The 12,552-nt window shown below is 60.0% G+C and carries 11 protein-coding genes; all 11 read right to left on the reverse strand.

Annotation, left to right across the window (positions count from 1 at the left end; genetic code table 11):
• Positions 1–2 precede the first annotated feature (2 nt).
• The 11 genes from murG to ruvC all read right to left on the reverse strand — a co-directional run bounded on the left by murG (position 3) and on the right by ruvC (position 12,501).
• The gene (murG, locus tag KHU33_RS04975) at positions 3–1,091 is read right to left on the reverse strand and encodes an undecaprenyldiphospho-muramoylpentapeptide beta-N-acetylglucosaminyltransferase (RefSeq protein WP_211461405.1); all 1,089 of its coding nucleotides are present in this window, start codon (positions 1,089–1,091) and stop codon (positions 3–5) included.
• Positions 1,088–2,335: a putative lipid II flippase FtsW gene (ftsW, locus tag KHU33_RS04980; protein ID WP_211461406.1), complete on the reverse strand. Its 1,248-nt coding sequence runs from the start codon at positions 2,333–2,335 to the stop codon at positions 1,088–1,090. The genes murG and ftsW overlap by 4 nt, the downstream gene beginning before the upstream one ends.
• The gene (gene murD / locus KHU33_RS04985) at positions 2,332–3,861 is read right to left on the reverse strand and encodes a UDP-N-acetylmuramoyl-L-alanine--D-glutamate ligase (RefSeq protein ID WP_211461407.1); all 1,530 of its coding nucleotides are present in this window, start codon (positions 3,859–3,861) and stop codon (positions 2,332–2,334) included. Before murD ends, ftsW begins: the two co-directional genes overlap by 4 nt.
• Positions 3,862–3,875: 14 nt before the next feature.
• Entirely contained in the window at positions 3,876–5,045 is a 1,170-nt protein-coding gene (gene mraY, locus KHU33_RS04990) for a phospho-N-acetylmuramoyl-pentapeptide-transferase (RefSeq protein ID WP_211461408.1), read from the reverse strand.
• 1 nt (position 5,046) lies between these two features.
• A complete protein-coding gene (locus KHU33_RS04995) occupies positions 5,047–6,462 on the reverse strand; it encodes a UDP-N-acetylmuramoyl-tripeptide--D-alanyl-D-alanine ligase (RefSeq protein ID WP_211461409.1) in 1,416 nt (471 codons plus the stop codon).
• Entirely contained in the window at positions 6,459–7,994 is a 1,536-nt protein-coding gene (locus tag KHU33_RS05000; RefSeq protein ID WP_211461410.1) for a UDP-N-acetylmuramoyl-L-alanyl-D-glutamate--2,6-diaminopimelate ligase, read from the reverse strand. The genes KHU33_RS04995 and KHU33_RS05000 overlap by 4 nt, the downstream gene beginning before the upstream one ends.
• Positions 7,991–9,772 (reverse strand): peptidoglycan D,D-transpeptidase FtsI family protein, encoded by a 1,782-nt coding sequence (locus KHU33_RS05005; RefSeq protein WP_211461411.1) that lies wholly within the window; start codon positions 9,770–9,772, stop codon positions 7,991–7,993. The genes KHU33_RS05000 and KHU33_RS05005 overlap by 4 nt, the downstream gene beginning before the upstream one ends.
• On the reverse strand, positions 9,769–10,041 hold the full coding sequence (gene ftsL, locus KHU33_RS05010) for a cell division protein FtsL (RefSeq protein ID WP_329956024.1): 273 nt from the start codon (positions 10,039–10,041) through the stop codon (positions 9,769–9,771). Before ftsL ends, KHU33_RS05005 begins: the two co-directional genes overlap by 4 nt.
• Positions 10,038–11,030, reverse strand: coding sequence for a 16S rRNA (cytosine(1402)-N(4))-methyltransferase RsmH (gene rsmH / locus KHU33_RS05015; RefSeq protein ID WP_211461412.1), 993 nt, complete (start codon positions 11,028–11,030; stop codon positions 10,038–10,040). Before rsmH ends, ftsL begins: the two co-directional genes overlap by 4 nt.
• A 10-nt stretch (positions 11,031–11,040) precedes the next feature.
• Positions 11,041–11,469 carry a division/cell wall cluster transcriptional repressor MraZ gene (mraZ, locus tag KHU33_RS05020; protein ID WP_211445157.1) on the reverse strand — a complete coding sequence of 143 codons (429 nt, stop codon included), beginning with the start codon at positions 11,467–11,469 and terminating at the stop codon, positions 11,041–11,043.
• 489 nt (positions 11,470–11,958) lie between these two features.
• A complete protein-coding gene (ruvC, locus tag KHU33_RS05025; RefSeq protein ID WP_211461413.1) occupies positions 11,959–12,501 on the reverse strand; it encodes a crossover junction endodeoxyribonuclease RuvC in 543 nt (180 codons plus the stop codon).
• Positions 12,502–12,552: the final 51 nt, after the last annotated feature.

Below are 12,552 nucleotides of genomic sequence, written 5' to 3' on the forward strand. Positions count from 1 at the left end.
ACTCACTGCGCACCTGCCAATTCTTCGAGAACCTGCGCGATCGCCTGATTGGCGTCGCGCCGGCCGTTTTCATATGCTGCCTGCGCCATCGTCTGGCAGTCCTGACGCGAGATCCGCGTCAACAACGCGGCCAGGCGCTCTTTGCTTAATTCGGTTTGCGGCAAATGAATCGCCGCTTTCTGGGTCGCCATCCAGCGCGCATTGTCACGCTGGTGCGAAGTAGTCGACGCCACCAGCGGCACCAGCACGCTGGCGACACCGGCGGCGGTCAGTTCCGAAACCGTAATCGCCCCCGCGCGGCAAATCACCAGATCGGCGCCGGCGTAGCGGCGCGGCATGTCGTCGATAAACGCCACTACCTCCGCCGTTACGCCGGCCGCTGCATAAGCGCTGCGCAAGGCGTCGATATGCTGCTTGCCGGATTGATGCGTGACGCTTGGCCGTACATCGGCCGGGATCAGGGCCAAGGCAGCCGGCAAACAATCGTTGAGCGCTTTCGCCCCCAGGCTGCCGCCCACCACCAGCAAATGCAGGGGGCCGCTGCGGCCGCTATAACGCTCGGCCGGCAGCGGCAAGGCCATGATTTCCTTGCGTACCGGATTGCCGGTGACCAGCGCCTTGCTTGCCGCTCGTCCAAAATCCGCCGGAAAACCGAACAGCACCCGTTGCGCCAGCGGCGCCAGGGTCTGGTTCGATAACAGCAAGGCGGCGTCGGCATTCACCAGCACCAGGGGCACACCGCGCAAACGCGCCATCGCGCCGCCCGGCACCGTCACATAACCGCCCATGCCGAGCACCACATCGGCTTGACGCCGGCCGAGAATGCGGAAGCAAGCGGGAAAGCTGAGCAACATGCGCCAGACGCCGCGCATCGTGTGCGCCAAACCTTTGCCGCGCAAACCGGAGAACGTAATCTTGTCCATCGCTATGCCATGCTGCGGCACCAGATCGCACTCCATGCCGTGGGTAGTCCCGAGCCAGCTCACTTGCCAGCCGCGCGCGCGCATGGTATCGGCAATCGCCAGGCCTGGGAATATATGACCGCCGGTTCCCGCCGCCATGATCAGCAAACGTTTTGGGTTAGCGCTCATGCCCGGCCTCCGCGCATCAGAACCCGATTTTCGTAATCGATACGCAGCAAGATCGCCAGGCCGATGCAATTGATCAGCACCCCGGAGCCGCCGTAACTCATCAACGGCAAGGTCAAACCCTTGGTCGGCAACAGGCCCAGATTGACGCCCATGTTGATGAAGGTCTGCACCCCGATCCAGATGCCGATGCCCTTGGCAGTCAAGCCGGCAAAAGTCTGATCCATGGCGATCGCCTGGCGGCCGATTTCAAAGGCGCGCTTGATGATCCAGTAAAACAGCATGACCACTACCAGCACGCCGGCAAATCCCAGCTCTTCGCCAATCACCGCCAGCAGGAAGTCGGTATGCGCTTCCGGCAGATAGTGCAGTTTTTCGACGCTGGCGCCGAGGCCGACACCGAACAATTCGCCACGGCCGAAGGCGATCAGCGAATGCGACAGCTGATAAGCCTTGCCCAAGGCATTTTCTTCCGCCCAAGGATTCAGATAAGCGAAGATCCGCTCGCGCCGCCATGGCGACAGCCAGATCACCAAGGTAAACATCCCCGCCAGCATGGCGCCTATGCCGCCGAACCAGACGCCGTTGATCCCGCCCAAGAACAGAATCCCCATCGCAATGCACACGATCACGCCGAGCGCGCCGAGATCCGGCTCCAGCATCAACAGCAAACCGACCAGCCCGACCGCGGCGGTCATCGGTAAAAATCCTTTGGTCAGCTTATGCATGACTTCCTGTTTGCGCACCGTGTAATTGGCGGCGTACAGGACGATGAACAATTTCATCAATTCCGACGGCTGCAAGTTGAACACCCGGAATGACAGCCAGCGCTTGGCGCCGTTGACGCCGCGCCCAAGCCCGGGCACCAGCACCATCGCCAGCAAGATCAGCGTAATCACAAACAAATACGGCGCCCAGCGCTGCCAGGTGGCGATCGGAATCCGGAATGTCAGCAATCCCGCAACCAGGGAAACGCCGATAAAAATGGCTTGCCGCGCCAGGAAATGCGCATTCGTGTAGTTCGTATACTTGGGCGAATCCGGCAGCGCGATCGAGGCCGAGTACACCATCACCAGTCCGAACAGCATCAGCAGCACGACCACCCATACCAGCGGCTGATCGTATTCCATCATTTTCGAACGCTGGACGCCGGGCTTCTGGCGATCGAGCGTGCGCGGCCGCGGCGCAGCGGTATTCACTGAGCTGGCCGCAGGCTTGGCTGAAAATGATGGAAAGGCGAATTTCATAGGCCGACCTCGCCGCGTGACAAGGCCAACTCACGTACCGCGTCGACGAATACTTGTGCCCGATGTGCGTAATTGCGGAACATGTCGAAACTGGCGCAAGCCGGCGACAGCAATACGGCGTCGCCAGGATGCGCCAGCTCGGCGGCACGCGCCACGGCTTGTTCCAGCGTGGCGCAAGCAATGATGTCGATACCTGCCGCATGGCTTTCCACCGCAGCACGAATTGCCGCTGCATCGCGGCCGATCAACAGCAAGGCGCGGCCGTAAGCGGCCAATGGCGCTGCCAACGGCGCGAAATCCTGGCCTTTGCCTTCGCCACCGGCGATCAGCAACAGGCGGCTAGCGTTACCGCCGCCGTCACAACCGCGACCCAGGCCGTTCAAAGCCGCTACTGTAGCGCCGACATTGGTGCCCTTGCTATCGTCGTAGTATTCAACGCCGCCGATCGTGGTCACCAGTTCGACCCGATGCGGCTCGCCGTGATACTCGCGCAAACCGTGCAGCAGCGGCGCAAAAGGCAGATCGATGGCGCGGCACAAGGCCAGCGCCGCCAGGGCGTTGGCCGCATTGTGGCGGCCGCGAATCCGCAAGGCGTCGGCCGGCATCAGGCGTTTGACCGACACCGGCAGCAGGGCCAGTTGTTCTTTCTTGCCGCGTCGCTTCTCGACTCTTTCTTCTTCATCGCCCGGCACCGCTACTGACAACCACTGCATGCCGTTGTCGCTGACCAGGCCGAAACAATCGCCTTCAACCGGTTCGTCGAAACCGAAACTAGTGCTGTTGCCGGTTTTGAATTGCATCGTCAGAGGATCGTCGCGATTCAGCACGCGCATGGTGTCGGCGCTGAAAATGCGCGCCTTGTCGGCCACGTAGGATGCCATGTCGCCGTGCCAGTCCAGATGATCCTGGCTGATATTCAGAATGGTCGCCGCGTCGGCGTGCAGATTGCAGGTTGCATGCAATTGGAAACTGGACAGCTCCAACACCCAGACCTGCGGCAAGGCATCGTTCTCCAGCGCGCTGCGCAATACATCCAGCGCGGCCGGGCTGATGTTGCCCGCCACTTGTACCGTCAATCCGGCGCGTTCGCACAGCAAACCGGTCAGGCTGGTGACCGTGGTCTTGCCGTTGGTGCCGGTAATGGCAATCACTTTCGGCGCATAGGCCTGGCTCTCGCGCAATGCCGCCAGGGCTTGTGCAAATATTTCGATTTCACCCCACACCGGGATATTGCGGTCGGTCGCCGCCGACAAGATTTCTTTCAGCTCGCCGCCTGGCGCCAAACCCGGGCTGGTGACCGCGAAGTCGATACCGTCCAGCAAGCTGACGGCAAAGCCGCCGCCGTCATCGCCAGGGCCGACGAATTCCACTGCCGGGATTGCCTGTTGCAGCAGCGGCAGGCGTTCCGGCGCACTGCGCGTATCCGCCACGCGCACGGTCGCACCGCAATGTGCCAGCCACAATGCGGACGCCAGGCCCGATTCTCCAAGCCCTAATACCAGAACATGTTTACCCGTATAGTTCATTACCGCTTACCCGCCTACCGTAACTTCAGAGTTGAAAGCCCAAACAACACCAGCATCATCGAGATGATCCAGAAACGCACCACAACCTGGGTTTCTTTCCAGCCTTTTTGTTCATAGTGATGGTGCAAAGGCGCCATCAGCAACACGCGGCGGCCGACGCCGAAACGCTTCTTCGTATACTTGAAATAGATTACCTGCAACATCACCGACAGAGTCTCCACTACGAAAATACCGCCCATAATGAACAGCACGATTTCCTGGCGCACGATCACCGCCACGGTGCCCAAGGCGCCGCCCAAAGCCAGCGCACCGACATCGCCCATGAATACCTGGGCCGGATAGGCGTTGTACCAAAGGAATGCGAGCCCGGCGCCGGCCATCGCACCACAGAAAATCAACAGTTCGCCAGCGCCGGGAATATGCGGGATCAGCAGGTATTTGGCGAAAGTCACGTTACCGGTCAGATAGGCGAACAGTCCCAGCGCCGTACCCACCATCACGGTTGGCATGATGGCCAGGCCATCCAGGCCATCGGTCAGGTTGACTGCGTTGCTGGTGCCGACGATGACGAAATACGTCAGGGCCATGAAACCCCAGACCCCCAGCGGATAACTGATGGTCTTGAAAAACGGCACGATCAGATCAGCCTTCGGCGGCAGATCCAGGCTGAAACCGGATTCGACCCAGGCCACGAACAAATCCCAGACCTGGGTATTGTTCGGCGCCGATACCGAGAACGCCAGGTAGATCGCCGCCACCACGCCAATCACCGATTGCCAGAAATATTTCTCGCGCGAACGCATGCCGTTCGGATCCTTGTAGACCACCTTGCGATAATCGTCGACCCAGCCGATGGTGCCGAAGCCCAGCGTCACCACCAGCACGATCCAGACAAAACGGTTGCTCAGATCGCTCCACAGCAAGGTCGAAATGCCGATCGCAATCAGGATCAATACGCCGCCCATGGTCGGCGTGCCGGATTTGATCAGATGCGTTTGCGGGCCGTCGGTACGCACCGCCTGCCCGACTTTCAGGCGCGCCAGCATGCGGATCACGCTGGGCCCTGCGATCAAACCGATCATCAACGCCGTCAACGTCGCGAACACGGCGCGAAAGGTGATGAAGTTGAAGACGCGCAGGAAACTGAAATCCTGCTGAAAATTTTGTGCCAGCCATAGCAGCATGTTAGTGAGTCCCCTCAGATGTTGTACCGGCCAGATGCTGAACCGCGCGCTCCATTTTCATGAAGCGCGACCCTTTGATCAGCACCGTGGTGTCCGGTGTCATGGTGGCGTCGAGCGCGGCTAGCAACGCTGCGATGTCGTTAAAATGTTGTGCTTGCGGGCCGAAGGCAGCACTGGCGTCAGCCGCCAGCTGGCCCAGGGTGAATAACCGGGTGACGCCGCGTTGTAGCGCGTAAGCGCCGATCTCCTGATGGAATTCGCGTCCTTCGTTGCCCACTTCGCCCATATCGCCCAGCACCAGCAAGCGTGGCGCGTCGGCCGGCGCTTGCGCCAGCACATCGATAGCAGCCCGCACCGAATCCGGATTGGCGTTGTAGGTATCGTCGATCACCAGCGCGCCAACATAGCCGGCGGCCTGCGCCAGCTTGCGTTGCAGGCGGCCGCTGACCGGCGCGAACGATTCCAGGCCGCGCTTGATCGCGGCTATGTCGATGCCGATTGCCAGGGTGCAGGCGATGGCGGCGAGCGCGTTGCGCACATTGTGTTCGCCGGCGGCAGACAGTTGCACGATAAATTTTTGCGGACCCGCTGCAGTCGCCGCCGAAACCGTCAAGTCGCTGCCGAAGCCGTTCGCCGCGTTGGTGTAGCTGGCGCTGACATCGGCGTCAGGCGTCAGGCCGAAGCTGATGCTGCCCGCCTTGTCGGCGGCATAGCTGCGCCACAGGCCGGTATACGGATCATCCGCCGGGAACACGGCAATGCCGGTGGCTGGCAAGCCGCGTATCACGTTGCCGTTTTCTTCCGCCACCGCCGCCACGCTGGCCATGAATTCCTGATGTTCGCGCTGCGCATTGTTGACCAGCGCCACCGTTGGTTCGGCCAGCGCGGTCAGCAGCGCGATTTCGCCGGGATGGTTCATACCCAGCTCAATCACGGCAGCCTGATGAGCAGCCTCAAGCCGCAGCAAGGTCAGCGGTACGCCAATCTCGTTGTTGAAATTGCCGCGCGTCGCCAGCGATTTATCAACGCCAAAGGCAGCAACCAGGATCGCGGCAATCATTTCCTTTACGGTGGTCTTGCCGTTGCTGCCGGTGACGGCAATCAAGGGCAGCGTAAATTGTTGCCGCCAGCGCTGCGCTATCGTACCCAACGCGGCCCGGGTATCGCTCACCACCAGTGCCGGCACCGCCAACGTGGCTGGCGCTCGTTCCACCACCACGGCGGCTGCGCCTTGCGCCGCCACCTGACCCAGGAAATCATGGGCGTCGAAACGCTCGCCGCGCAAGGCGACAAACAACGAACCCGGTGTCACCGCACGGCTATCCGTGCACAGGCCATTCACTACGACCTGGGCGCTGCCATCGCTAGCCGCAGGCAATCCTAGCCACGCTTGCAATTGCTGCAATGAGGCGTTCATACGCTGCCGCCTTTCATGGTGGCCCGCGCAGCAAGCGCCAGCGCGGTATGGTCGGCATCCAGAAACGGCAATTTCTTTCCCTTTATTTCCTGATAAGTTTCATGGCCTTTGCCTGCCAGCAAGACCACATCGGCCTTGCCCGCATGGCGCACTGCCCACAGAATCGCGGCAGCGCGATCTTCCAGCGCCTGCGCAGCCTGCGGCGCTTTCATCCCGGCCAGAATCTGGCCGATGATGGCGCCCGGTTCCTCGTTGCGGGGATTGTCGCTGGTGACGATGACGTGATCGGCGAGTTCCGCCACGGCGCCCATCTGCGGCCGTTTGCCAGGATCGCGATCGCCGCCGCAACCGAATACGCACCACAACTCGCCGTGGCGTTGCTGCGTGACTTGCCGCAGGGTACTCAAAGTTTTTTCCAGCGCATCAGGTGTGTGTGCATAGTCGATCACTATCAGCGGTGCATCGTGGCCGCCGAACTGCTGCATTCGACCCGGCACGGCAACCAACAGTTCAATCGCATGCAGCGCGGCACTCCAGGCAACACCCTTGGCCAGCAACACCCCCAGAATGCCAAGTGCATTACTGACATTGAATTGTCCCACCAGATGCGTTTTGACCTGCGCCGAACCGAAAGGCGAATCCACATGAAATGCGGTACCGCCGGCGTTGGTGCGGATCGCCGAAGCGCGCAGCAGCGAAACGCCCGGCGGCGCTGCCAGCGCCTCGCAGGTATAGCCGATCACTGGAATGGCGGCTTGTTTCTGCTGCAAATGTTTGACCAGACGCAAGCCCATGGCGTCGTCGAGATTGATCACGGCTTGCTGCAATCCGGGCCAGTCGAACAATATGCGCTTGGCAGCTTCGTAGTGCTGTTCGTCGCCATGGTAATCCAGATGATCACGCGTGAAATTGGTGAACAAGGCGATGTCGACATGCAGCCCGTTCAGGCGCCCTTGCTCCAGACCGATCGAGGACGCCTCGATCGCCAGAGCGCTTACGCCTTGCCGGCGCATACTGCTCAACGCCTGTTGCAGCAGCAGTGCATCGGGCGTGGTGTTGCCGGTTTCTTCGAATTCGCCGCGCTGGCCATGGCTATATATTCCGGTACCCAAGGTGCCGATAACGCCGGTAGTCTGGCCCAGATGCGACAGTGCATGGCCCAGCCATTGGGTGCACGAGGTCTTGCCATTCGTGCCGGTGACGGCGACCACCAGCATGCCTTGATCGGCTTGGCCGTAATAGCCATGAGCGATCTGGCCGCTAAGCTGCTTGAGGCCGCTCACTGCGCGATGGGCAACGCTCCAGGCGGTGTCCCAGGTAAATTTCTGGTTCTCGTACAACACCGCGGACGCGCCGTTTTTCAGCGCCTGCGCAATGTAGGCACGGCCATCCGCGGCATCGCCCGGATAGGCAAAAAACACGTCGCCGGCCTTCACTTTACGCGAGTCCGACACCAGTTCCGCAGCAGCCGGGGCAACCCCCCTCAGCCACTGCTGAATCTCTTGCAATTGCTGTACCGTAGGCTTCTTCACAAGCCCTCCTGCGGACCATCGGTCGGGATAATAATATCTGTGACATTGGAATCCGGCGGCACGTTCAAAGCCCGCAAAGCGTTCGCAGCAACCGTCGCGAACACCGGCGCCGCGACGTCGCCGCCGAAGTGCGAGCCGATACTCGGTTCGTCAACCATGACGGCAATAATCAGGCGCGGATCGGAAGCAGGCGCGAAGCCGACGAAATCGGCAATATATTTTCTGACATATTTCCCGCCTTCAATCTTGTAAGCGGTACCGGTTTTGCCACCCACCCGATAGCCTGGAACCTGCGCTTTCGGCGCGGTGCCGCCTGGCGCGGTGACCCGCTCCAGCATGGCGCGCATAGTGAGCGCGGTCTTTTCCGAGACCACCCGCTGGCCAACCGGAGGCTCGATGACTTTCTGGAATGACAGCGGGATCAAGTCGCCGTTGCGCGCAAAAATCGTGTAGGCGTGCGCCATCTGGATCAAGGATACCGAGATGCCGTGACCGTAGCTCATGGTGGCCTGCTCGATCGGCCGCCATGATTTGAAAGGACGCACGCGGCCGGCAACTGCACCGGGGAAGCCGAATTTCGGTTGCTGGCCCAGACCGACGGTGGTGAACATTTCCCACATTTCTTCGGCCGGCATTTGCAACGCTATCTTGGCGGTGCCGAGATTCGAGGATTTCTGGATAATCTGGGCCACGCTCATGGTCAGCAAACCGTGCGGATGGGAATCGCCGATGGTGGCGGTGCCGATCGTCATCTTGTCCGGCACCTGAAAGGTGGTGGTGGCCTGGACCCGATTGGTATCGAGCGCCAGCGCCACGGTAAATGGTTTCAAGGTGGAGCCGGGTTCGAAGGTATCGGTCATCACCCGGTTGCGCAGTTGCGCGCCGGTCAATACCGAGCGGTCGTTGGGGTTGTAGCTTGGCAGGTTGGCCAGGGCCAGCACCTCGCCGCTCTTGGCGTCGACCACCACAATCCCGCCCGCCTTCGCCTTGAACTTTTCGACGGCTTCCTTGAGCTGGGTGAAAGCAATGTATTGGATCTTGCTATCGATCGACAACACCAGGTCTTTACCGTCATGCGGCTCCTTGACCGCTTCGATGTCCTCGACGATACGCCCGAGCCGGTCCTTGATCACGCGCCGGCTGCCGGTAGTGCCCGCCAGGTTTTTTTGCTGCGACAACTCCATGCCGTCCTGGCCGGCGTCTTCCACATTGGTAAAACCAACCACGTGCGCCGCCACTTCGCCTTCCGGATAGAAACGCTTGTATTCCTTGCGGGTTTCGATGCCATCGATGCCGAGCTTGATGATCTTGTCGGAAGTCTCTTGCTCGACCTGGCGCTTGAGGTAGACAAAATTGCGGTCGGAATCGAGTTTTTTGCTGAGTTCGGCATAGCTCATGTCGAGCAATTTTGCCAATTCCTGCAACTTCTCTTTCGGCGCCGCCTGCACGTCTTCAGGAATCGCCCAGATCGCCTTGACCGGCACCGACGACGCCAGCACCTGGCCGTTGCGGTCGGTGATCTTGCCGCGCGTGGCTGGCAACTCCAAGGTACGCGCATAGCGCGAAGCGCCTTGCTTTTGCAGAAAATCGGTGGAAATCCCTTGCAGCCACAGCGCTCGCGCGATCAACGCCAGGAAGGCCGCGAACATGGCGAACAACACCACCCGCGAACGCCATACCGGCAATTTGACCTTGAGCATCGGGCTGGCCGAAAACGGCACACCCTTGCCAGCGGCAATCCGTCCTGTATGCGAGCTGCGCGGGGGATTGCGCGTCATTTTTCCCCCACCGTCAGATATTGGGTACGGGCGGCGGTCAGCGGCACCATATTCAAGTCACGCGTGGCGCTGGCTTCAATTCTGGCGTTCTTGCCCAGCGTCGACTGGTCGAGCTGCAATTGAGCCCACTCGATGTCCAACTGGCGCGCCTGGCTGGCGGTCCGCTCCAGTTCAATGAACAGCTGGCGCGCTTGATACTGCGCATTGACCAGCGCCAATGCGCACAGCAGCAGCGCCAGGGCCAGGACAAAATTGAGACGCCCGCTCACGGCTGGCCTCCGGTAGATGCAGCGGTTCCAGTGGTTCCGGCTGCGGCCAGACGCTCGCCAACCCGCATGATGGCGGAGCGTGCGCGCGGATTTTCCGCGACTTCGGCATCCGATGGCTTGACCCGCGCCACCAGTTTCATTTGCGGCTGCGGCAGATCGACGGCACGGATCGGCAGGCGACGGTCGGGCTGCGGCAGCTTGGCTTTGGAAGCCATGAACTGCTTGACGATCCGGTCTTCCAGCGAATGAAAGCTGATCACGACTAATCTCCCTTGCTGGGCCATCTGCCGAAATGCCTGATCCAGTGCTATCGCGAGTTCTTCAAGCTCTTGATTGATGAAAATCCGTATAGCCTGAAAGGTACGAGTGGCCGGGTCTTTGCCTTTCTCGCGGGTCTTGACGGCGTTTGCCACGATCTGGGCAAGCTGTCGTGTGCCAGTAAGGGGCTGGATTGTCCGGCTAGCAACAATCGCCTTTGCAATCTGAACAGCAAACCGTTCTTCCCCATATTCACGTACCACCTTTCCGATTGTTTGTTCATCTGCAATTGCCAGCCACGCTGCTGCCGACATGCCGCGCGTCGTATCCATGCGCATGTCGAGCGGGCCGTCAGCACGAAAGCTGAAACCGCGGCTGGCATCGTCCACCTGCGGCGACGAGATGCCCAGATCCAGCAACACCCCGTCGACTTGTTGAATTCCTCTTTCCTGCAGCGCCTGCGCCATCGTCGCAAAGCTGTCGTGCACGATCTCAAAGCGCGGATCGGCGATGGTGCTGGCGGTGGCAATCGCTTGCGGGTCCTTGTCGAAGGCAATCAAACGACCGCGCGGCCCAAGGCTCTCCAAGATTTTCCGGCTATGGCCGCCGCGCCCGAAAGTACCGTCGACATAAATGCCGTCCGCGCGCGCGCCGGCAATTGCCAACGCATCGACAGCCTCATCCAATAACACGGTGCGGTGCTGGAACTCGGGCACCACTGGTTCACTCATGGCCGGCCCGTCAGAACGAAAAATTACTTAACACTTCGGGCATGCCAGCCGCAACTGCTTGCGACTCGCTCTCAGCCAGCTTGGCTGCATCCCAAATCTCGAAATGGCTTCCCATGCCCAGCAGCATGACCTCGCGCGTCAAACCGACCGCCGAGCGCAGCTCCGGCGCCACCAGAATCCGGCCGGCTGAATCAAGCTCGACGTCGGAGGCGTTGCCAAGGAAAATCCGCTGCCAGGCGCGCGCCGACATCGGCCATGCTGCGATTTGTTCGCGATGACTCTCCCAGACCGGGCGCGGAAATAACAGCAGGCAGCCGTGCGGGTGCTTGGTGAGCGTCAGCCGCCCCTCACACTGAACGGTGAGGGCGTCACGATGCTTGGACGGCACTGCCATCCGCCCTTTCGCATCGAGATTTAATGCTGACGCACCCTGAAACACCGCACACGCTCCTTTGTTTAATCCTGGAAATTTTCTTTGCTAGTCGGCAAAAATGCCCCACAAAAAGACACTTTTCCACACTTCCACCCACTTTAGAGGATGCACTATTCTAGGTCAAGCCATTTAGCAGCAGGCAATTGCAAAATATTCGAGTAAAGTCAATGACTTAGCACCGGTACCTAATAAACTGCCGAGAGTGTTCTTACATTGAATTACTAAATAAATGAAGGACTTAGCAGCATATGTAAATGTCAGCTCTCAGATATACACATGTGCTTGTCATGATTTTGCTGAAACAAAGGTTCACAATTGAACGAACCTTCCGACACGCAAAATGAGACAAATCGCAGATAAAGCGGGGAGTAGGCGGCTTGATAGTGCGGAATGGACGGCTGCAGATGACGGAAGATAATTAATTCATACTATAACGACAGAAGATAATCACAAATAATGCACTAACAATGCACTGTAATCGGGAGCGATTCCGGATCAACCTACCAGCCGGCCGCCGCGTACCCGCAAACCCTTCTTAGCCAAACCGGGCGCCAGCGCACTCAGGTGCGCCAGTGCATCGCCACTGTGCGCGTGACAGATCGCCACCGCCAGCGCATCGGCGGCATCCGTGCCCGGCAGGCCGGGTAACAGCAACAGACGCTGCACCATATCCTGCACCTGCTGTTTTTGCGCCTTGCCATGACCGGCGACCGCTTGCTTGATCTGCAAAGCGGTATATTCGGCCACCGGCAAATCCGCGCTGACCAAAGCACAAATAGCTGCGCCACGGGCTTGCCCGAGCAACAGCGTCGATTGCGGATTAACGTTGACGAAGACTTTTTCGATTGCCGAGCAATCCGGCGCATAGGTGCGGATGACTTCGGAAACGCTGGCCAGAATCACTTTCAGGCGCTGCGGCAAATCGGCGTCCGGGGTCTTGATGGTGCCCGAAGCGACATAGCTGAGCTTGCTGCCCTGCTTGTCGATGACGCCAAAACCGGTGGTCCGCAGACCGGGGTCGATACCGAGGATTTTCATATAGCCAGACGATGACCGAAGCGCTGCGCCGCCGCAAGCACGAAGCGCCGG

It is taken from the genome of Collimonas silvisoli (assembly GCF_018305005.1).
Taxonomy (GTDB): Bacteria; Pseudomonadota; Gammaproteobacteria; order Burkholderiales; family Burkholderiaceae_D; genus Collimonas; species Collimonas silvisoli.